The following is a 19,978-nucleotide window of genomic DNA, read 5'->3' as shown; positions in this document are numbered from 1 at the left end:
GGGGTGGTCTCGTGAGGGTCGCTGCGCGACCTCCTCGACCTGCGGGGTGGTCTCGTGAGGGTCGCTGCGCGACCTCCTCGACCTGCGGGGTGGTCTCGTGAGGGTCGCTGCGCGACCTCCTCGACCTACGGGGTGGTCTCGTGAGGGTCGCTGCGCGACCTCCTCGACCTACGGGGTGGTCTCGTGAGGGTCGCTGCGCGACCTCCTCGACCTACGGGGCGGTCTGGTGACGGTCGCTGCGCGACCTCCTCGACCTACGGTGCCAGCGGGTTGGCGATCAGCAGCTCGGTGTTGCGGTCGAGCGGGGTGCCGCTCGAGCTAGCCAGGTCGTTCTGCGGGTCGTTGGCCGCCAGCTCGCGGCTGAGGCTGGCCAGCGTGATGGTGTTGGAGAGGATGCCCGCGTAGTTCGGCGGGCCCGCGTGGTCGAGGATCGTGGTGATGATCGACCAGGTGCCGTCGCGGTTGTCGGCGACCTCGATGATCCGCGCCTGCTGCGGGTAGTCGATGTGGGAGGCGGTGTTGATCTCCCAGAAGCCGCCGCTGCCGTCCGCCCGGTTGTGCGCGGTGATCTGGTTGCGGTGGGTGTGCCCGTTGACCCACGCGATCACGTGGGGCTGGGTGAGCAGGTAGGCCACGACCTCGGGGCCGAGCACCCTCGGGAGCTGCGGGTCGGCGCCGGTGAGGATCAGCGGGTTCGACATGGTCGAGCTCGTGTGGTGGCTGTAGACGAGCACGGCCTTGCCGGTCGCCGCGCCGATGGTCTCCTGCAGCCAGGCGAACTGCTCCGGGTCGAGCGAGCCGTCGGCGTAGCCGTTGGGGTTGACCGAGTCCATCACGACGTGGCGGAAGTCGCCCTCGTCGAAGTAGTAGTACGCCGTCCCGGTCGCGCGGTTCTCCGGCGTGAAGCCGTGGCCGACGGGCGTGCCGGCGGTCGTGAAGTGCTCCTCGACGATCTGCTTGCGGGTGACGCTGCGCCGCTTCGGGTCGGGCGTCACCGCCCGGATGTAGGGCGACACCACGAGGTCGCCGATGAGGCCGAGCGGGTTCATCTCCTCGAGCGCCTCGACCACGTCGGTGTCGCTCACGCCGGCCGGCGGCGAGATCACCTTGAGCGGTCCCACCGCGAGGGTCGACAGCTGCATCGTGTGCGGGAAGTTGCCCTGCACCAGGCCGTCGTGGTTGCCGAAGACGCTGTACCAGCTGATGTCGAGGCCGGGCGCGGTGAACGGGCGGCGCGCTGCGTTGAGCAGGTTGTTGACGGTCGGGAAGCCGTGGTCGGTCTTGTACTTGTCGGGGCTCTTGCCGGCCGGTGTGGGGTGCGGGTGCCAGTAGTGGATGTCGTAGTAGAGCGGGTTGTTGTCCATGACGCCCTCGTAGGCCGCCAGGTTCCCGCTGTCCGGGCGGATCTCGCCGCCGCTGAGGACGTCGATGTTCCAACGCACCTCGTTGTACTGGCAGTTGTCGGAGTTGTCGCCGGTCTGGATCGCGAAGGAGAACGGGACCCCGGTCGCCGGCCCCTTCCGCTGGGCGTTGACGGCCTGCACCATCGCGTCCGCGACCTGGGCGGAGAGCATCTCCTGCGGCCGGTAGGACGACGAGAACAGCCCCGGCGTCTCGAACCGGTCGACCCACTCCACCCGCGCCGGGGACTCGTGGTCGACGATGTGGATGTCGCTGAGGTGGACGAACGACTGGAGCCCGACCCGCCGTGTGACGCGCCCCGACTGCGCCGCGGCGCCGAGGTCGGAGCGGACCACGCGCACCTCGCCGGGCGCGGTGACGATCTTCGCGTAGCCGAGCGCGTTCGGAGTGCCCGGCTTCAGCGTGCGGTTCAGCGTGGTGCGGCGGGCGACGGCGGCGCGGGCGAGCGACGGCATCGAGACCGCGCCACCGGCGGCTGCGGCCCCTCCCGCTAGCAGGCCGGCACGGATGAGCGAGCGACGTGACAGGTTCACGGCAGATGTAACGACCGGGAGGTGACCGGAGTCACGCAGGACGCCAACTGGTTCAGACCAGTTCGGCCGCTTCCTCGATCGTGTCGACGAGGTGGACGTGCGCCTCCATCGCCCGGCCCCTGGCGAGCGCCCTCAGCAACGGCCACGCGGGGAGGGTCTCGGTCCAGTAGCGGCGGCCCACCAGCACCATCGGGGCGACCCGGTCCTCGGTCGCGTAGTAGTTCTCGCAGGCGTCCTGGAAGATCTCCTGCACCGTGCCGCCGGCGCCCGGCAGGAAGACGATCCCGGCGTCGCAGATCTGGAGCAGGATGGCCTCGCGCTGGGCGTTGCGGAAGTACTTGGCGATCGCGGTCGCGAACAGGTTCGGAGGCTCGCGCCCGAAGTGCCAGGTCGGCACGCCGAGGCTCGGGGTCGGGTCGGGTGAGGCCTCCTTCGCGCGGCGCGCGCTCGCGACCCAGTCGTCGATCGAGGGCGCGAACGTCGGCACCGCCGCGAGTACGGCGAGCGCCTCGTCGAGCGCGGCGTCCTCCGCGCCGGCGAGCGACGCCCCGAGGTTGGCGGCCTCCATCGCGCCCGGTCCGCCGCCGGTCGCGACCGTGTGGGCGGCGCCCAGCAGCCGCCCGAGACGCGCCGCGTCGGCGTACTCCTCGCTGCCGCGCAGCGCGGCGTGCCCGCCCATCACCCCGACCAGGTCGCGCGGGGCGCACCACCGCCCCAGCGCCTGGTCGATGCCCTCGTCGTGGAGGGCGCGGCTGAGCAGCGAGGAGGGCGAGCGCTGCTCGACCGCCCAGGCGAAGGCGCGGGCGTCGAGCGACTCGGAGTAGGGGGTGGCGTCGTGCAGCTCGTCGGGGGAGTAGAGGCCGTCGCGGCCCGGGTCGGCGGGAGAGCTGTCGCGGACGACGACCACCCGCTCCGGGACCACCCTCACGTCCGGCCGGCCCGGTCGGCCCGCTCCCGGGTGACCTCGGCCCACGGGCTCCAGAGGAACCAGCGGGGGAGCGCCGATGCCAGCCGCGGTGGCCCGGCCACCTCGATCCGGCCCTCGGCGACGGCCTCCCGCCAGGTGCGGTAGCCCTGGAAGACGTCGGCGAAGTCCGCCGTCGTCGCGGTCGCGACCACGTCGACCTCGAAGCCAGGGTGCTGGTGGCAGACCGAGACCTCGCCACGGTCCAGCACCAGCCAGATCGTCTGCGCCGTCGGCTCGGTGTGCCGGAACTCGACGACCGTCCGCACCGGCGGCAGCGCGTCGGCGTCGACCCGTCGGTGCATCCACCACATCAGGGTCGTCGGCGGCACGTCGTGCGGACGCAGGTCGTCGAAGAGCCACTCGATCGCCCACCGGCCGAGGCTGTCGATCACCCGGCTCAGGTCCTTGCCGGCCGGGGTCAGGTGGTACTCGTTGCCGCGCCCGCTCGGCGCCGGCCAGGTCTCGAGCACGCCCTTCTTCTCCAGGTGCCGCAGCCGCTGCACGAGCAACGAGCGCGAGATGCCGGGCATGGCGCGGGCGATGTCGTTGAACCGCGTGTTGCCGAGCACCAGCTCGCGGATGATCAACGGCGTCCAGCGGTCCGCGATGACCTCCGAGGCCATCTGGACGGGGCAGTAGTCACCGTAGTCGGGCATGCGCCCAGGATGGCACCGCGCTCCGTCCGGGGGTAGTAGCGAATCTGTACCAGCAAGGTCACGATCCTGGACTAGTTGCGCCGTCCGGCCCGGCGGACATTGTTGTCATGACTACGACCACCGCACCTCCTCCCACCGTCCACCACAGCGAGCCGCCGGCCACCCCGGCCGAGCGCGCAGCCGCCATCGGGCCCGCGATCGCCGAGCACGCCGCCCGCCACGACGCCGAGGGCACCTTCGTGACCGAGGCGTACGACGCCCTCCGTGACGCCGGCCTGCTCAAGGCCGGCGTGCCCGTCGAGCTCGGCGGTGACGGGGCCACCGTCGCCGAGCTGACCGCACTGCAGCGCGAGCTCGCCCACCACTGCGGCTCCACCGCGCTGGCGAGCTCGATGCACCAGCACGTCGTCGCGTTCACCGCGTGGCGCTACCGGCGCGGCCTGCCGGGCGCCGAGGCCACCCTCCGCAGGGTCGCCGACGAGGGGATCCTCCTCGTCTCGACCGGCGGCGGCGACTACACGCATCCCCGCGGGGAGGCCGTGAAGGTCGACGGCGGCTACCGGGTCTCCGGGCACAAGCGGTTCGCCAGCCAGTCCGGCAACGGCACCGTGATGGCGACGATGTTCGTCCACGACGACCCCGAGCAGGGCCGGCGGGTGCTCAACCTGGCGGTCCCGATCGGTGCCGAGGGCGTCACCGTCGCAGCCAACTGGAACACCCTGGGCATGCGCGGCACGGCGAGCAACGACATCGTGGTCGACGACGTCTTCGTGCCCGACGAGCGGGTGCTCGCCAACCGGCCGTACGGCGTGGTCGACCCGCCGCTGCAGGTGATCTCGGAGATCGCCTTCCCGATCATCACCGGCGCCTACCTGGGCGTCGCCGAGGCGGCGTACGGCGCGGCGCTGGCTGCCGCCGCAGCCAAGGCCGAGAGCCCGCTCGTGCAGCGCCAGATCGGCCGGATGGAGCACCGGCTCCGGGTGGCCTCCTGGGCGCTCGACGGCGCGCTCGCCGCGGTCGGCGACGACCCGACGCCCGCGCACGACACCTACCTCGCCGTGATGATGGCGAAGGCCGAGGTCGCCGAGGCGGGCATCGAGGTCTGCGACCTGGCGATGGACGTCGCCGGCGGCCCGGCCTTCTTCAAGGGGTCGGTGATCGAGCGGGCCTACCGCGACATCCGCGCGATCAAGTTCCACCCGCTGACCCCGGACGCGACCCTCGTCGAGACCGGGCGGCACGCGCTGGGGCTCGACGGACTCCTGGCCTGACAGACCTCAGAACGCGTGGGCCATCAGGTCGCCGAACAGCTCCTGTCCGTCGACCTCCAGCCCCCGCCGCGCGAACCAGCCGCACACGTTGGTGCAGTCCCGGAGCAGGAAGTCGAAGCCCGCCGCGTTGCCGACCAGGTCGACGACCTGGGGCAGGTCGATGATCACCAGCCGGTCGCCCGCAGCCAGGATGTTGTAGGGCGACAGGTCGCCGTGGACCAGGCCGGCCTGCACCAGCGTCGCCAGCGCGTCACGCAGCTGCTCGTAGTACGACGCGAGCAGCTGCCGGTCGGGGCGGGTCTGCGCCAGGCGGGGCGCGGTCTCGCCGTCGACCGTGATCCACTCCATCAGCAGCTCGGTGCCGTCGATCTGCACCGGGTAGGGAACCGGGAGGCCGAGGTTCCAGCACCGGACCAGCGCGGACCACTCCGAGACCGCCCACTCGCCCGCGGCCACCTCGCGACCGAAGGTGCTCTTGCGCTTGAGCGCGCGCTCGTCACGCGACCGCTTCATGCTGCGGCCCTCCGTGTAGGCGGCGGACCGGTGGAACGTGCGGTGCTCCGGTGAGCGGTAGCGCTTCGCGGCCATCACGACCGACTGGTCCGGCAGGAGCGGGTCGGCGCGCTCGAGCAGGAAGACGTCGGCCTCCTTGCCGGTCTTGAGGATGCCGAGGTCGGTGTCGATCGCGCCCTGCGAGGTGACCACCCAGTCGGGGCGGGGCTCGGGGCCGCGGCTGAGCGGCTCGACGCTCAGGAAGGTGGACCAGCGCTGGCCGTCCCCCAGGTCGTCGTCGTACGCGACGAAGTCGAAGGCGAACCGCGGGTCGATCGGGTCGATCGGGTCGCTGGGTTCAGATGACGAGAAGGTCCCGGCGTCAGCCGAGGTGGAGGGTTGCTCCAAGTACATGGTGAGTGCTCCAGGGCGAAAGGATGTGGTCTGCGGACAGGCCAAGGACAGTCATGGACATGTCACGCTCCTCTCGACTCCGGACCGGCGACTCACGCAGGTCGTCATGACCATCGTGGCGGTGCCGGTCGGGACCGCGCAACGCATTTATCGCGTCCGGGCTAGGTTGTGCGGGTGCTGCGTCGACCTCGGATCACGTCCAGACTGAGTCCCGCCCTCGCGCTCGCCCTCGTCGGTGTCCTGGCGACGGGCTCGCTCGCCGCGCCGATCGGTGCGCCCCAGGTGCCGGATCCGTACTTCCCCGCCGACGGCAACGTCGGCTACGACGTGCGGCACTACGACATCCGCGACCGCTACCGGTTCTCCGACGGCCGCCTCTCCGGGACCACGACCGTGCGGTTGGTGCCGACGCAGGAGCTGGCGGAGTTCAACCTCGACCTGCTGCTGACCCCGGACGACGTCGAGATCGACGGTGTCGACGTCGACTTCGAGAAGGCCGACAAGCACGAGCTCGTCATCACGCCGGCCGCGCCGCTGGCGGCCGGCGAGCCGGTCGAGGTGCGGGTGCGCTACCACGGCTTCCCTGGACGGATCGCCTGGGACGGCGAGCAGAACTGGCTCGCCAACGGCAGCGAGGTCATCACCATGAACGAGCCGCACATGGCGGCGTGGTGGTTCCCGAGCAACGACCACCCCACGGACAAGGCGCGCTTCGACATCCGGATCACCGTCCCCAAGAGCAAGGAGGTGGTCAGCAACGGCGTGCTCGTCGGCCGTGTCGCGCGCGAGAAGACGGCCACCACCCACTGGCGGATGACCGACCCGATGACGACGTACCTCGCCTTCTTCGCGGCGGGCGACTTCGCGATCGAGCGCGGACGCGCGCACGGGCAGCGCTACTACAACGCCGTGTCGGAGCGGCTGGGCGACCGGACGCAGCGCTCGAGCATGGCGACGCTCCGGAAGTCGGCGCGGATCACCGCGTGGCTCGAGGACGAGCTGGGCGACTACCCGTTCGCGACGACCGGCGGGGTGGTGACCAGCCTCGACCCGGGCTTCGCGCTGGAGAACCAGTCGCGCCCGACGTACTGGGCCGATCCGCCGCTCACCATCGTGGTCCACGAGCTCGCGCACCAGTGGTTCGGCGACTCGGTCTCGGTGGCCCGCTGGCGCGACATCTGGCTCAACGAGGGCTTCGCGACCTACCTGCAGCTCCGGTACGACGAGGCGCACGGCGGGCGGTCCACCGACCGGTCGCTGCACGCCTACTACCGGTGGTACCGCGGCGACGACGAGTTCTGGGACCTCACACTCACCGACCCCGGCCCCGGACGGATCTTCGACTTCGCGGTCTACGACCGGGGCGCGATGACCCTCGCGGCGCTGCGCAACCGGATCGGCAAGCCGGACTTCCGGCGGTTGCTGCGGCGCTGGGTGGCGCAGCACGCGGACGGCAACGTGATGGCCGAGCAGTTCGAGGAGCTGGCCGAGACGGTGTCGGGGGAGGAGCTGGGCCCGTTCTTCCAGGCCTGGCTGCGCGACCACCGGCCGCCGCCGAACCGGCCGCGCTTCGGCCTCTGAGACCCCGCGCCCAGCGCGCCTCCCGCGTGCTCCGCGCGGCTGCTGGTACCAATGTGTCGACGTATGCCCGCCTGCCTCGGACGGAGAACCCCCAGATGGACGCCAAGAAGCTGATCGCTGTCGTGGTCGTCGTCTTTCTCGGCTTCTGGATGCTGACCGACCCCAGCGGCCTCGCCGACACCGCGAAGTCCGCCGGTGACGAGGGCTGGGCCGTGACCGAGAAGCTCTTCACCGGCGTCATCGACTTCGTCGGCGCGCTGTGAAGGCACTGACGGCTGACTGACTGGTGGGCTTCCTCGCCTGGGTCGGAGACCCCCACATCGGCAAGCACCTCCTGCGTGAGGAGGGCGAGGTCGTGGTCGACGAGGTCTGCCACCACTGGGTTGCCTACGTGCGGCCCGCCCTCGAGACCCTCGCCGCCGTGGTGCTGCTCGTGGCGTCGCCGTTCGTCCACGTCAACGTGGCGTGGTTCTTCATGGTGGTCGCGTTCCTGCTGCTCCTGCACTCGGCCTGGTGCGCGGTGCGCGAGATCCGGGACCGGTTCGTGATCACCAACATGCGCGTCTTCCGGGTGCACGGCGTGCTCTCGCAGCACCTGGCGACGATGCCGCTCAGCCGGATCCTCGACATCTCGGTGAAGAAGCCGCTGCACGGGCGGCTGCTCGGCTTCGGCCACTTCTGCTTCGAGTCGGCGGCGCAGGAGCAGGGCCTGCGCGACATCAAGTACGTCGGCCGCCCCGACGAGCGCGACCTGGCCATCCAGCGCGTCGTCCAGCGAGCCGGCCTGCGCGGCCCGCGGGTGCCGAACTGATGCTTCCCTTCGACCCGATCGACGAGGCCGCCCACCAGTGGGGCCGGCGCTGGGACGGGGTGCCGGCGATGCACGCGGTGACCTCGCTGATGCGGGTCCAGCAGCTGGTCCTCGCCCGCCTCGACGGGCTGCTCCGGCCGCACGGGCTGAGCTTCGCCCGCTACGAGGCGCTCGTGCTGCTCGCCTTCTCGTCGCGCGGCTCGCTGCCGCTGGGCAAGATGGGGGAGCGGCTCCAGGTGCACCCGACCTCGGTCACCTCGATCGTGCGCCGGCTCGAGGCCAGCGGCCTGATCCGGCGGCTGCCCCACCCCGACGACGGCCGCGCCGTCCTCGCCGAGATCACCCCAGCCGGCCGCGAGCTGGTCGAGCGTGCCACCGCCGACCTGGTCGGCGCCGGCTTCGCGCTCGACGCACTCGACGAGGACCAGCAGCGCGAGCTGTCCGAGGTGCTGCGCCCGATCCGGGCCGCGGCCGGGGACTACAAGGTCGACTCCTAGACTCTGGGGCATGACGCAGCAGCCGTTCACGGGCCGGGGAGCCATCGACCTGTCGGCCCTGAAGCGCCCCGCCCCCCAGCCCGCCCCGACGACGACAGGTGGTGGCGCGACGGGCAGGCCCGGATCGTCGTACGCCATCGCGGTCGACGACCAGAACTTCCAGACCGTCCTCCAGGCCTCGACCACGGCTCCGGTCGTGCTGGTCTTCCACTCGCCGTCGCAGGCGCCGGAGAGCAGCCAGATGGCCGACGACGTCGCCGACCTCGTCGAGCAGTACGACGGCCGCTTCCTGGCCGGGCTCGTCGACGTCGACGCCGTCCCGCAGATCGCCCAGGTGATCGCGCAGGCCAGCCAGCTGCCGCAGCTGCCGGTCCCGCTGCTGATGGTGTTCCTCGACGGGCGCCCGGCGATCCAGCCGATCCCGGGCATGGTCACCCGCGACGAGCTGAGCACGCTCTTCAACCAGCTCGGTCAGCAGCTGACCGCGCAGGGCATCACCGGTCGGCACCAGCCCCTCTCCGCCGCGCCCGCCGCCGAGGACGCGGAGGAGGCCGGTCCGGACCCGCGCTACGCGCCGGCGCAGGACGCGCTCGCGGCCGGCGACATCGACGGGGCCGTGGCCGAGTACCAGAAGCTCGTCGACGCCAACCCGTCCGACGCCGAGGCCGCGGCCGGGCTGGCGATGGCCAAGATCCTGCAGCGCACCCAGGGCGTCGACCTCGCCGCGGCCCGCGCAGCCGCAGCCGCCGATCCGGACGACATCGACGCCCAGATCATGGTCGCCGACCTCGACCTGCTCGGTGGCCACGTCGAGGACTCCTTCGCGCGCCTGGTCGAGCTGGTGCGTCGTACCTCCGAGAAGGAGCGGGACCGCGCCCGCGAGCACCTGGTCGGCCTCTTCGCCGCCGTCGGCAACGACGACCCCCGCGTGCTCAAGGGTCGCCAGGCCCTCGCCTCCGCCCTGTTCTGAGACCATCGACCATGGCGTTCGCGCAGGGTGCGGGATATCTCTTCCGCGGGCTGAAGATGTGGCGGCAACGGCCCGGGCTGATGCTGCTGGGGCTCGTGCCCGCCGTGCTCGTGCTGGTGGTCCTGTTCGCGCTCTTCGTCACCCTGCTCCTCTTCGCCGACGACCTGGTGTCGTGGGCGACGCCGTTCGCCGACGACTGGTCCGACCTCTGGCGGAACGTGCTCCGGATCGGCCTCTACGTCGCGTTGGTGGTCGGCGGGCTCTTCCTCTCGATGATCACCTTCACCGGACTGACCCTCGCCGTCGGTGACCCGTTCTACGAGAAGATCTGGCAGGAGACCGAGCAGATGCTCGGCGGCGAGTTCCCGGCCAAGGGTGTCGGCTGGCTCAGGGGCGCCATCGACGGCGCCGGCCTGATCGCGCTCGGACTGGCCACCACCGTCCTCGTGTTCGCGATCGGTCTGGTGCCGGTCGTCGGGCCGATCATCGGGCCGGTCATCGGGGTGATGATCGCCGGCCGGCTGCTCGCCGGTGAGCTGGTGTCGCGGGCCCTCGAGGCGCGCGGCATGGACCGCGCAGCCCAGAAGGCGCTCCTCGCCGATCACCACCAGACGATGTTCGGCTTCGGTGCCGTGGTGCAGCTGTGCTTCCTGATCCCGTTCGGTGCGGTGCTGATGATGCCCGCCGCGGTCGTCGGCTCGACCATGCTCGCCCGCGAGGTGCTCGATGCATCGGGCGGCGAGCCGGCTCGCCCACCGCGGCTGTAACACGCTGTTCGCTGGTCTTCCGGGCCGCTGGCCGCTGCAACACGCTGTTCGCGGATCAGGCCGGCCCACGGCGGCTGTCACACGCTGTTCGCGGATCCAGGAGACCGATGACGTCCGTGGGAGACCGTTGCATCGGGGCCGAAGAGACGGGAACGGTCTGCCAGACCGGCGAACAGCGTGTTACATCCCGCGATCGTGACCAGCAATCGCACCAGATCCCGACGCCGCGAGCGCGTCGAGAACGGCGCGTACGGCGGGGGAGTCGGCCATCGTCCGGCGGTGCAGGGCGTCGACGAGGCGGGTCGGCACCGGGTCGGTGACCTCGACCGCGACGACCGCGGGGTCGAGCCGGCCGCGCCCCAGTCGGGGGACGAGGGCGACGCCGAGGCCGGCGCCGACCAGGGCCAGGTGCGACTCGAACTCCATCGACACGTGGGCGATCCGGGGCGGGCGGCCGGTGCCGTCGTACATCCGGTGCAGCCACTGGCGGCAGATGGTGCCCTCGGGGGTGGCGATCCAGTCGACCTCGAGCAGGTCGTGCGGGGTCACCGTCGCCCGTCGCGCCAGCGGATGGTCGCGCGGCACGATCAGGTCGGCGACGTCGTCGGCGACGCGGGTGCTCGCGACATGCTCGGGTACGGCGAACGCGACCCCTCCCCAGCGGTGCACGATCCCCACGTCGCACTGGCCGGCCGCGACCAGGTCGACCGCGTCCCACGGCTCGCGTTCGTCGAGGGTGAGCCGGAGGTCGGGGTGGGCGTCGAGCAGTCGCCGGGCGACCGGCGCCACCAATCCGCGCATCGCCGTCGAGAAGGCGACCAGCCTGATCGACCCGGTGACGACGTCGGCCCGGTGCTGCAGCTGGGCCTCGAGGCGCTCGAGGTCGGCGAGGACCTGCTCGCCCGCGTCGACGAGGTGCCGGCCATGACTGGTGAGCATGACACCGCGGCCGACCCGCTCCAGCAGGGGTACGCCGACCTGTCGCTCGAGGCGCTTGACCTGCTGGGAGACCGCACTCGGCGTGAACCCGGTGGCCTCGGCCGCCGCGATCACCGAGCCGTGCGTCGCGACCGCGCGGAGCCCGGACAGGGCAGCCAGGTCGATCATGCAGCGATGCTACATGAACAGAGCCATCAACATTCGCTGGTGCTTCATGGTCAGTCTCGGGAGGATCGGGGTCATGACCCGCCGTGACTGCCTGCTGGCCGCCCTCGTGGCCGGCCTGTGGGGCTTCAACTTCGTCGTCATCGAGTGGGGCATGGGCGACGTCCCGCCGCTGCTGTTCGCCGCGGTCCGGTTCCTGGTCGTGCTCGTCGCGGTGAGTGTGGTGCCGCGACCGGACGCGCCGTGGCGGGTGATCCTCGCGGTCGGCGCCTTCATGTCGCTCGGCCAGTTCGGGCTGCTCTACACGGCGATGGCGGCGGGCATGCCCGCCGGGCTCGCGGGTCTGGTGCTGCAGGCCCAGGTGGTGCTCACGATCCTGATCGCCGCGGCGGTGCTGCGCGAGCGCCCCACACCCGCCCAGGCGCTCGGAGTCGGCCTCGGTGCGGTGGGCCTGCTGGTCGTGGGCCTGGGACGGGGCGGGCACGTGCCGCTGCTCGCGCTAGGGCTGTGCCTGCTGGCGGCCCTGTCGTGGGCGATCGGCAACGTGGTCTCCCGGGCCTCGGGAGTCGCGGGCGGGCTGTCGCTCACGGTCTGGTCGGCGGTCGTCGTGCCCGCTCCGCTGGCGCTGCTCTCCCTCGCGCTGGACGGCCCGGCGGCGTTCTCCGGGGCGGCTGCGGCGTTCGACTGGCAGGCGGTGGTCTCGACCCTCTACACCGCAGGTCTCGCCTCGCTCGTCGGCTACGGGATCTTCAACGGGCTGCTGGCCCGCAACCCCTCGGCCGCGGTGGTGCCGTGGATCCTGCTGGTGCCCCCGGTCGCGATCGGCTCGGCCTGGCTGCTCCTCGGCGAGCAGCCGACACCAGCGGAGCTGGTCGGCGGCGGGGTGCTGGTCGCCGGGGTGCTGGTCGCCCTGCGGCCGGCACGCCCTGCGTCAGCGACCCGACTCGGTGTAGGCCGGGCCGCCGCCGAGGTTGGCGAGGGCGGAGCGGATCCGGCGAGCGCTGAAGTCAGCGGCCCGCTCGTCGACCTCGGCGAGCGTGCAGAACTCCGCGCTCCGGATCTCGCGCGCCTGCGGGACGATCCGGCCGACCAGCGACGGGTCGTGGGTGCCGCCGTCGAAGACGAGGCAGAGCGCGTCGTCCCAGCCGCCCCACGGGGGTAGCCAGTCGGTGAGGACGAGCTGGCCGGCCGCGATCTCCAACCCGAGCTCCTCCTCGACCTCGCGGGCGACCGCCAGCTGCGGCGACTCGCCGACCTCGACCACGCCTCCGGGAAGGTCCCAGTCGGTCTTGTAGGTGAGCTGGCACAGCAGGACCCGGGGCTCCGGCGAGGTGTCGCGGATCAGCATCTGGCTGATCGCCCGCTTGCGGGGCAGGAACGAGTTGAGCAGCGCTCGGAAGCCGTGCGGCTCGTGCACCGGCACGTCGTCGACCAGGCGCGCATAGACCACGCGGTCACCGTCGACGCCCCGCTGCACGCCCTCACGGCGCAGACCGGACCAGGTCGCGATCCGGTGCGACTGCGCGTCGTCGACGGCCACCAGGGCCTCGACCCGGTCGTGGTCGACGAGCGCGGCCGCCACGTCACGGCGTACGACGTCGACCGCGGCCTGCCAGCCGCGCTCGCTCAGCTCGGGGGACCAGTGAATCCGAGCGACCCGGTCGGACACCGTGCGGACATGCGTGTCGGGCTGGTCGGGCACGAGGTCACCTTATCCAGCCCCTCAACCAGCGGTCGGGGCGCGGAACCACACCGTGGCGAGCGGCGGAAGGGTGAGCTCGGCGTACGCCGCGCTGCCGCCCGGGGCGCGCGCCTCAAGCGCCGGACCCGGCTCGGCGGTCACCGATCCCAGGTTGCCGACCCCGGAACCGCCGTAGAGCTGGGCGTCGCTGTTGAAGACCTCGGTCCAGACGCCCGCTGTGGGGAGGCCGAGCCGGTAGCCGGTGTGGGTCTGGTCGGCGAAGTTGGTGACGCAGGCCAGGTCGGGCTCGGCCGGGTCGTCGGAGGCGTGGCGGATGAAGGAGAAGACGTTGTGGCCGGCGTCGTTGGCGTCGATCCAGGAGAAGCCCGCGGGGTCGTGGTCCTGTCGCCAGAGCGCAGGGTGCTCGGTGTAGCGCCGGTTCATGTCGCGCACCATGTGCTGCATCCCGCGGTGGCCGCCGTCGGCCAGCGCCCACCAGTCGAGCTCTCGCGACTCGGCCCACTCGGAGTCCTGCGCGAACTCGGTGCCCATGAACAGCAGCTGCTTGCCCGGGTGGGCCCACATGTAGCCGAGGTAGGCGCGCAGGTTGGCGAGCTGCTGCCACCGGTCGCCGGGCATCTTGCGCACCAGTGAGCCCTTGCCGTGCACGACCTCGTCGTGGCTCAGCGGCAGCACGTAGTTCTCGGAGTAGGCGTAGACGAGCGCGAAGGTGAGCTCCTGGTGGTGGTACGCGCGGTGCACCGGATCGCGCTTCAGGTAGCCCAGCGAGTCGTGCATCCAGCCCATGTTCCACTTGAACCCGAAGCCGAGGCCGCCACCCGACGTCGCGCCGGTCACGCCGGGCCACGAGGTGGACTCCTCCGCGGCGGTCACCACGCCGGGCACCCGCTTGTAGACGGTGGCGTTGAGCTCCTGCAGGAACTGGACCGCCTCGAGGTTCTCGTGACCGCCGTACTGGTTGGGGGTCCACTCGCCCGGGTTGCGGGCGTAGTCGAGGTAGAGCATGGACGCCACGCCGTCGACCCGGAGCCCGTCGGCGTGGAACTCCTCGAGCCAGTAGAGCGCGTTGGCCACCAGGAAGTTGCGGACCTCGCGGCGGCCGAAGTCGAAGATGTGCGAGCCCCACTCGGGGTGCCAGCCGCGCTGCGGGTCCGGGTGCTCGTAGAGCGGCGTGCCGTCGAAGCGAACGAGGGCCCACTCGTCGGTGGCGAAGTGGCCGGGCACCCAGTCGAGGATCACGCCGACGCCCGCGGCGTGCAGCGCGTCGACCAAACGGCGGAAGCCGTCCGGGTCGCCGAACCGCGCGTCCGGCGCGAAGTACGACGTCACGTGGTAGCCCCACGATCCGCCGAACGGGTGCTGCATCACGGGCATCATCTCGACATGGGTGAAGCCCAGGTCGGCGAGGTACGCCGGCAGCCCGTCGACCGGATCGGCCAGCTCGTCGTAGGTCCAGAAACGGCCGTCGGGGTGGCGCTTCCACGAGCCGAGGTGCATCTCGTAGACCGACATCGGCTCGTTGACGGCCAGCTTCCGGCTGCGGCTCTCGAGCCACGCGTCGTCGGTCCAGACGTGCTTCGACGTGAACACCCGCGACCCGGTCGCAGGCGGGGCCTCGGCCGCGAACGCCAGCGGGTCGGCCTTCTGCCGCCAGATGCCGTCGGCGCCCTCGACGAGGTACTGGTAGTAGGCACCGTCGCCGACGCCGGGGACGTGCACGGTCCAGATCCCGCCGGAGGCGGCGGCCTGCATCGGGTGGGCGTTGCCGTTCCAGCCGTTGAAGTCGCCGACCACGCTCACCGAGCGCGCGTTCGGGGCCCACACGGCGAACGAGGTGCCGCCGTCGCGGACGTGGGCGCCGAGCACCTGCCACAGCTGCTCGTGCCGGCCCTCGCCGATGAGGTGCAGGTCGAGGTCGCCCAGGAGCTTCGGGGTCGGCGCCGGGGTCTGGGGATCGCGGGCGTTCACGGCGTACCTACTCTCGCGACGGCGGCGAGTGGGATCGGGAGCCACGAGGGCCGGTTGCGGGCCTCGTAGACGCACTCGTAGACGGTCTTGTCGGCGACGTAGGCAGCGACCAGCACCCCTTCGCCGGGAGCCAGGCCGGACTCCCCGGCATACGCCGTGAGGAACGCGTCCTTGTTGCGGGCGGCCCACTCCTCGGCGCGGTGCTCACGCTGGGCGGCGACGTCCGGGTCGTCCTCGGGCAGCGACCGGGCCATGGCGTGGGGGGCGTAGTCGAAGGACCGGAGCATCCCGGCGACGTCGCGCCACGGGCTGTCGGGGAGCATCCGCTCGGCGAGCGGCTTGGCCGGCTCGCCCTCGAAGTCGACCAGCTTCCAGCCCTTGATGGTGCGCAGCGTCTGGCCGAGGTGGAGGTCGGCGTGGATCCGTTGTACGGCGACCTCGCCGACTCCGGCCAGCGCGGAGTAGGCCCCGCGGAGCCGGTCGGCGTGCTCGGCCAGCTCGGGCACGACCTCGATGGCGCGGTCCAGCCGCTCCTCCATCTGGGCGGCCACCGCGTGCGCGTCGACCGTGTCGACGCCGAACGCCCCGCGCAGCTGCTCGTGCACCTCGGACAGGGCGGTGCCGAGCCGGGCGGCCTCGGCCGCGAAGTCGCCGCCGACCTCGTCGGCGTGCAGGTCGGCCTCGGAGAAGAGGTCGCGGACGCTGGCGAGCGCGATCTCCCAACCGTCGCTCGCGGTGCGGAGGAACTGCTGGAGCATCGCGAGGTGGACGGGCGAGCCGTCGTCGGCGGTCGCTTCGATCCACCCGTAGAGCGCGGCGACGTGGTCGGAACCGGCCTCGGTCAGCACCTGGTGCGTGGTGATGTCGGGGTTCTCGCCGCGGGTGATCTTGCGGAACACCTTGAGCACCGAGTCCTCGCCGAACAGCACCGACGAGTTGGACTGCTCGCCGCTGAACAGCGCCGGCGTCGCCTCCAGGTCGAGGTCGTGACCCGGGAGCCGGACGAAGCGGAGGCCGTCGGTGGCGGAGGCCGCGGCGATCGCCTGGAGGACCAACGACATGCTGGCGCGGTCGTGGACCGCGTCGTAGGCGTGGACCCAGCCGTGGTCGGGGTCCTCCCACCAGCCGACGAACGCGTTGTCGAGGTGGGTGTCGGGGTCGCTCGCGAGCACCAGCGGGAGCTGGTAGAGCTCGGTCGACCCGTCGTCGTACTCGAGCTCGACGACGTCGACCACGACCGGCGGGTCGTCGCGGCCGGGGATCGTGCCGAGCCGGTGGACATCGGCCACCGTGAACGTGCGGCCCTTGCCACCGAACCACCTCGCGCCGCTCAGGTAGGCGTGGAGGGACTCTGCCCGGGTGGACATCAGATCACCGGCCGCTCGTCGGTATCGGGGTTGCTCAGGCGGAACCAGTAGAAGCCGTGTCCGCTGAGGGTGAGGAAGTAGGGGAGCTCGCCGATCGCCGGGAACGGTACGCCGCCCAGCAGCTCGACCGGCACCCGTCCCTCGTAGCGCCGCAGGTCGAGCTCGACCGGCTGGGGGAAGCGGGAGAGGTTGTTGACGCACATGATGACGTCGCCGTCGCCCGTCTCGGGGTCGACGTGCTCGCGGACGTAGGACAGCACGGTCGGGTTGGACCCGCCGAGGTCGGTGAAGGTGCCGAGACCGAAGGCGGGGTGCTTGCGGCGCGCGTGGATCATGCGCCGGGTCCAGTGCAGGAGGGACGACGCGTTCTCGAGCTGTGCTTCGACATTGACGGACTGGTACCCGTAGACGGGGTCCTGGATAACGGGCAGGTGCAACTTGCCGGGGGTTGCCGCCGAGAAGCCGGCGTTGCGGTCGGGGGTCCACTGCATCGGCGTGCGGACCCCGTCGCGGTCACCCAGCCAGATGTTGTCGCCCATGCCGATCTCGTCGCCGTAGTAGAGGACCGGCGATCCGGGGAGGGACAGCAGCAGCGCGGTGAAGAGCTCGATCTGGTTGGTGTCGTTGTCGAGGAGCGTCGCGAGCCGGCGGCGGATGCCGATGTTGGCCTTCATCCGCGGGTCCTTGGCGTACTCGCCCCACATGTAGTCGCGGTCCTCGTCGGTGACCATCTCCAGGGTCAGCTCGTCGTGGTTGCGCAAGAAGATGCCCCACTGGCAGCCGTCGGGGATCTGGGGCGTCTCGGCCATGATCTCGGAGACGGGGTAGCGCGACTCCCGTCGTACCGCCATGAAGATCCGCGGCATCACGGGGAAGTGGAACGCCATGTGGCACTCGTCGCCCCCGACGGCCGGGTCGCCGAAGTACTCCACCACGTCGTCGGGCCACTGGTTGGCCTCGCACAGCAGGACGGTGCCGGGGTACTTGCTGTCGACGAACCGGCGGACCGCCTTCAGCGCCTCGTGGGTCTCCGGGAGGTTCTCGCCGTTGGTGCCGGGCCGCTCGAACAGGTAGGGCACGGCATCGAGGCGGAAGCCGTCGAGGCCCATCGCGAGCCAGAAGTCCATCGCGTCCAGCATGGCCTCGAGCACCTTGGGGTTGTCGAAGTTGAGGTCGGGCTGGTGGTGGAAGAAGCGGTGCCAGTAGTACTGGCCACGCACCGGGTCCCAGGTCCAGTTGGACGGCTCGGTGTCGACGAAGATGATCCGAGCCTCTTCGTAGAGCTCGTCGGTGTCGGACCACACGTAGAAGTCGCCGTACGGCCCGTCGGGATCGGAGCGGGAGGCCTGGAACCACGGGTGCTGGTCGCTGGTGTGGTTCATGACGAAGTCGATGATCACCCGGATGCCGCGCTTGTGGGCCTCGTCGAGGAAGTGGTGGAAGTCCTCGACGGTGCCGGCCTCGGGCAGGATGTTGTTGTAGTCGGCGACGTCGTAGCCGCCGTCGCGCAGCGGCGAGGTGAAGAACGGCGGCACCCACAGGCAGTCGACCCCGAGCCAGGCGAGGTAGTCGAGCTTCTCGGTCAGGCCGCGGAAGTCACCGGTGCCATCGGCGTTGGAGTCGCGGAACGAGCGCACCAGCACCTCGTAGAAGACCGCGGTGCGGAACCACTCGGGCTCGTTGTTGAGCACCTGGGTCACGGGACCATCCCCACGGTCAGCACGTGTGCGGGCTCCTCGTGCGGATCGAGGCGCACGTAGTTGTCGGCACCCCACTGCCAGTCGCTGCCCGTGATCTCGTCGTGGACGGTGAAGGTCGTGCCGGGCTCGAGGCCCAGCGCCTCGAGGTCCAGGTGCACGGTGGTGCTCCGGGCGGTGTGCGGGTCGAGGTTGATCACGACGATCACCCTGTCAGCGCCGGATCCGACGGTCGAACCCGGCGTCGCCTTGCTGAAGCAGATGATGCCGTCGCCGTCGGTGGGGTGCACCACCAGGTTGCGCAGCTGCTGCAGGGCGGGGTGCTTGCGCCGCAGGTCGTTGAGCAGGGTGAGGTACGGCGCGAGCGAGCGCCCCTCGGCCTCGGCAGCCTCCCAGTCACGGATCCGCACCTGGTACTTCTCCGAGTCGAGGTACTCCTCGCTCCCCGGCTTGACGGCGACGTGCTCGAACAGCTCGTAGCCGCTGTAGACGCCCCAGCTCGGTGAGCCCGTCGCCGCGAGCACGGCGCGGATCTTGAACGCGGCCGGTCCGCCGTACTGGAGGAACTCGTGGAGGATGTCGGGCGTGTTGACGAAGAAGTTCGGCCGGATCCGGTGGGCCGACTCCTCGGCCACCTCGCGGAGGTAGTCCTCGACCTCGTCCTTGGCGGTGCGCCAGGTGAAGTACGTGTAGCTCTGGTGGAAGCCGATCGCGCCGAGGGTCTGCAGCATCGGCGGCTTGGTGAAGGCCTCGGACAGGAACAGCACGTCGGGGTCGGTCGCGCGGACCTGGGCCAGCAGCCACTGCCAGAACAGCACCGGCTTGGTGTGGGGGTTGTCGACGCGGAAGATCCGGACGCCGTGGTCCATCCAGTGCCGGACCACGCGCAGCACCTCGTGGGCGAGCCCCTCGGGGTCGTTGTCGAAGTTGAGGGGGTAGATGTCCTGGTACTTCTTGGGCGGGTTCTCGGCGTAGGCGATGGTGCCGTCGGCGCGGGTCGTGAACCACTCGGGATGTGCGGTGACCCACGGGTGGTCGGGCGCACACTGCAGCGCCAGGTCGAGCGCGACCTCGAGGCCGAGCGACGACGCGCGCGCCACGAAGGCGTCGAAGTCGGCCAGGGTGCCGAGGTCGGGGTGCACGGCGTCGTGGCCGCCGTGGCGGCTGCCGATCGCCCACGGCGACCCGGGCCAATCAAGCGGAGCCGGGCCCGGGCCTGAGAGCACAGTGTTGTTGGGTCCCTTGCGGTTGACCTCGCCGATGGGGTGGATCGGAGGCAGGTAGATCACGTCGAAGCCCATCGCGGCGACCGCTTCGAGCCGCTTGGCCGCGGTCGCGAACGTGCCGCTCACGACCTTGCCGGTCTTCGGGTCCTGGACGGCGCCCTCGGATCGGGGGAAGAACTCGTACCAGCTGCTGAACAGCGCGCGCTGGCGATCGGCGTACGCCGGGTAGGGGCCGTCGACGGTGACCATCTCGCGCAGGGGGTGCGCCAGGAGCACGGCGTTCAGCTCGGGGGACTCGAGCTGGGCGAGCCTGGCCTCGACCGGGCGGTCGGTGTCCTGCGCGGCCTCGATCGCACCCTTGAGGATCTTGTGCTCGTCGGTCTTCCTCTTGCCGAGACCCGCCAGCACCCGCTCGAAGAGCAGCCGGCCCTCGGCGAACATGAGCTCGACGTCGACGCCGGCCCGGATCTTGATGCCGGCGTCGTGCTGCCAGGTCGCGATCGGGTCGGACCACGCATGGATCTCGAACGCCC

At 71.2% G+C, this 19,978-nt stretch carries 17 protein-coding genes and 1 pseudogene; 8 read left to right on the top strand and 10 right to left on the bottom strand.

What is annotated here, in order from left to right; genetic code table 11:
• Positions 1 to 254: 254 nt before the first annotated feature.
• From H0488_RS12760 to H0488_RS12750, 3 genes are all read right to left on the bottom strand, one after another.
• On the bottom strand, positions 255 to 1,877 hold the full coding sequence (locus H0488_RS12760; protein WP_183099655.1) for a TIGR03767 family metallophosphoesterase: 1,623 nt from the start codon (positions 1,875 to 1,877) through the stop codon (positions 255 to 257).
• Positions 1,878 to 2,007: 130 nt separating this feature from the next.
• Complete coding sequence (locus H0488_RS12755; RefSeq protein WP_220794529.1) at positions 2,008 to 2,883, bottom strand: LOG family protein; 876 nt, start codon at positions 2,881 to 2,883, stop codon at positions 2,008 to 2,010.
• Positions 2,880 to 3,578: a winged helix-turn-helix transcriptional regulator gene (locus H0488_RS12750; protein WP_183099654.1), complete on the bottom strand. Its 699-nt coding sequence runs from the start codon at positions 3,576 to 3,578 to the stop codon at positions 2,880 to 2,882. The genes H0488_RS12755 and H0488_RS12750 overlap by 4 nt, the downstream gene beginning before the upstream one ends.
• A gap of 107 nt (positions 3,579 to 3,685) precedes the next feature.
• Between H0488_RS12750 and H0488_RS12745 the strand changes: the two genes are divergently transcribed.
• On the top strand, positions 3,686 to 4,849 hold the full coding sequence (locus H0488_RS12745) for an acyl-CoA dehydrogenase family protein (protein WP_183099653.1): 1,164 nt from the start codon (positions 3,686 to 3,688) through the stop codon (positions 4,847 to 4,849).
• A 6-nt stretch (positions 4,850 to 4,855) separates the two neighbouring features.
• Here the strand turns inward: H0488_RS12745 and H0488_RS12740 are convergent, their stop codons facing one another.
• Positions 4,856 to 5,755 carry a serine protein kinase RIO gene (locus tag H0488_RS12740; protein ID WP_183099652.1) on the bottom strand — a complete coding sequence of 300 codons (900 nt, stop codon included), beginning with the start codon at positions 5,753 to 5,755 and terminating at the stop codon, positions 4,856 to 4,858.
• Positions 5,756 to 5,929: 174 nt separating this feature from the next.
• Here H0488_RS12740 and H0488_RS12735 point away from each other — a divergent pair, with 174 nt between their 5' ends.
• From H0488_RS12735 to H0488_RS12710, 6 genes are all read left to right on the top strand, one after another.
• Positions 5,930 to 7,336 (top strand): M1 family metallopeptidase, encoded by a 1,407-nt coding sequence (locus H0488_RS12735; RefSeq protein WP_183099651.1) that lies wholly within the window; start codon positions 5,930 to 5,932, stop codon positions 7,334 to 7,336.
• 95 nt (positions 7,337 to 7,431) lie between these two features.
• Positions 7,432 to 7,599, top strand: a complete 168-nt coding sequence (locus H0488_RS12730; RefSeq protein WP_183099650.1) for a hypothetical protein — start codon at positions 7,432 to 7,434, stop codon at positions 7,597 to 7,599.
• Between the two features lie 23 nt (positions 7,600 to 7,622).
• Positions 7,623 to 8,147, top strand: coding sequence for a PH domain-containing protein (locus H0488_RS12725; RefSeq protein ID WP_183099649.1), 525 nt, complete (start codon positions 7,623 to 7,625; stop codon positions 8,145 to 8,147).
• Positions 8,147 to 8,644: a MarR family winged helix-turn-helix transcriptional regulator gene (locus H0488_RS12720; protein ID WP_183099648.1), complete on the top strand. Its 498-nt coding sequence runs from the start codon at positions 8,147 to 8,149 to the stop codon at positions 8,642 to 8,644. Before H0488_RS12725 ends, H0488_RS12720 begins: the two co-directional genes overlap by 1 nt.
• Before the next feature lie 10 nt (positions 8,645 to 8,654).
• The gene (locus H0488_RS12715; protein WP_183099647.1) at positions 8,655 to 9,614 is read left to right on the top strand and encodes a co-chaperone YbbN; all 960 of its coding nucleotides are present in this window, start codon (positions 8,655 to 8,657) and stop codon (positions 9,612 to 9,614) included.
• An 11-nt stretch (positions 9,615 to 9,625) separates the two neighbouring features.
• The gene (locus H0488_RS12710; protein WP_183099646.1) at positions 9,626 to 10,381 is read left to right on the top strand and encodes an EI24 domain-containing protein; all 756 of its coding nucleotides are present in this window, start codon (positions 9,626 to 9,628) and stop codon (positions 10,379 to 10,381) included.
• 180 nt (positions 10,382 to 10,561) lie between these two features.
• Here H0488_RS12710 and H0488_RS12705 read toward each other — a convergent pair whose 3' ends face one another.
• Complete coding sequence (locus H0488_RS12705) at positions 10,562 to 11,488, bottom strand: LysR family transcriptional regulator (protein WP_183099645.1); 927 nt, start codon at positions 11,486 to 11,488, stop codon at positions 10,562 to 10,564.
• Between H0488_RS12705 and H0488_RS12700 the strand changes: the two are divergent.
• Positions 11,487 to 12,386 (top strand): annotated as a pseudogene (locus tag H0488_RS12700) (EamA family transporter); the annotation flags it as partial. The gene H0488_RS12705 and the pseudogene H0488_RS12700 sit on opposite strands and share 2 nt — an antisense overlap.
• Positions 12,387 to 12,416: 30 nt before the next feature.
• On the opposite strand, the gene H0488_RS25025 reads toward H0488_RS12700, so the two are convergent.
• The 5 genes from H0488_RS25025 to H0488_RS12675 form a co-directional block, all read right to left on the bottom strand.
• Positions 12,417 to 13,187, bottom strand: a complete 771-nt coding sequence (locus H0488_RS25025; RefSeq protein WP_312856319.1) for an NUDIX domain-containing protein — start codon at positions 13,185 to 13,187, stop codon at positions 12,417 to 12,419.
• 21 nt (positions 13,188 to 13,208) lie between these two features.
• A complete protein-coding gene (gene glgB / locus H0488_RS12690; RefSeq protein WP_220794530.1) occupies positions 13,209 to 15,110 on the bottom strand; it encodes a 1,4-alpha-glucan branching protein GlgB in 1,902 nt (633 codons plus the stop codon).
• 41 nt (positions 15,111 to 15,151) lie between these two features.
• Positions 15,152 to 16,522: a maltokinase N-terminal cap-like domain-containing protein gene (locus H0488_RS12685; RefSeq protein WP_183099643.1), complete on the bottom strand. Its 1,371-nt coding sequence runs from the start codon at positions 16,520 to 16,522 to the stop codon at positions 15,152 to 15,154.
• The gene (gene treS, locus H0488_RS12680) at positions 16,522 to 18,222 is read right to left on the bottom strand and encodes a maltose alpha-D-glucosyltransferase (RefSeq protein WP_312856317.1); all 1,701 of its coding nucleotides are present in this window, start codon (positions 18,220 to 18,222) and stop codon (positions 16,522 to 16,524) included. Before treS ends, H0488_RS12685 begins: the two co-directional genes overlap by 1 nt.
• The coding region (locus tag H0488_RS12675) for an alpha-1,4-glucan--maltose-1-phosphate maltosyltransferase (RefSeq protein ID WP_183099642.1) at positions 18,219 to 19,978 on the bottom strand (1,760 nt) is incomplete at its 5' end. The genes H0488_RS12675 and treS, both read right to left, overlap by 4 nt.

This window comes from Nocardioides pelophilus, assembly GCF_014180685.1.
GTDB classification, from domain to species: domain Bacteria; phylum Actinomycetota; class Actinomycetes; order Propionibacteriales; family Nocardioidaceae; genus Nocardioides; species Nocardioides pelophilus.
The sequence above is the reverse complement of the archived record's forward strand: the minus strand, read 5'-3'. Positions and strand labels throughout refer to the sequence as shown.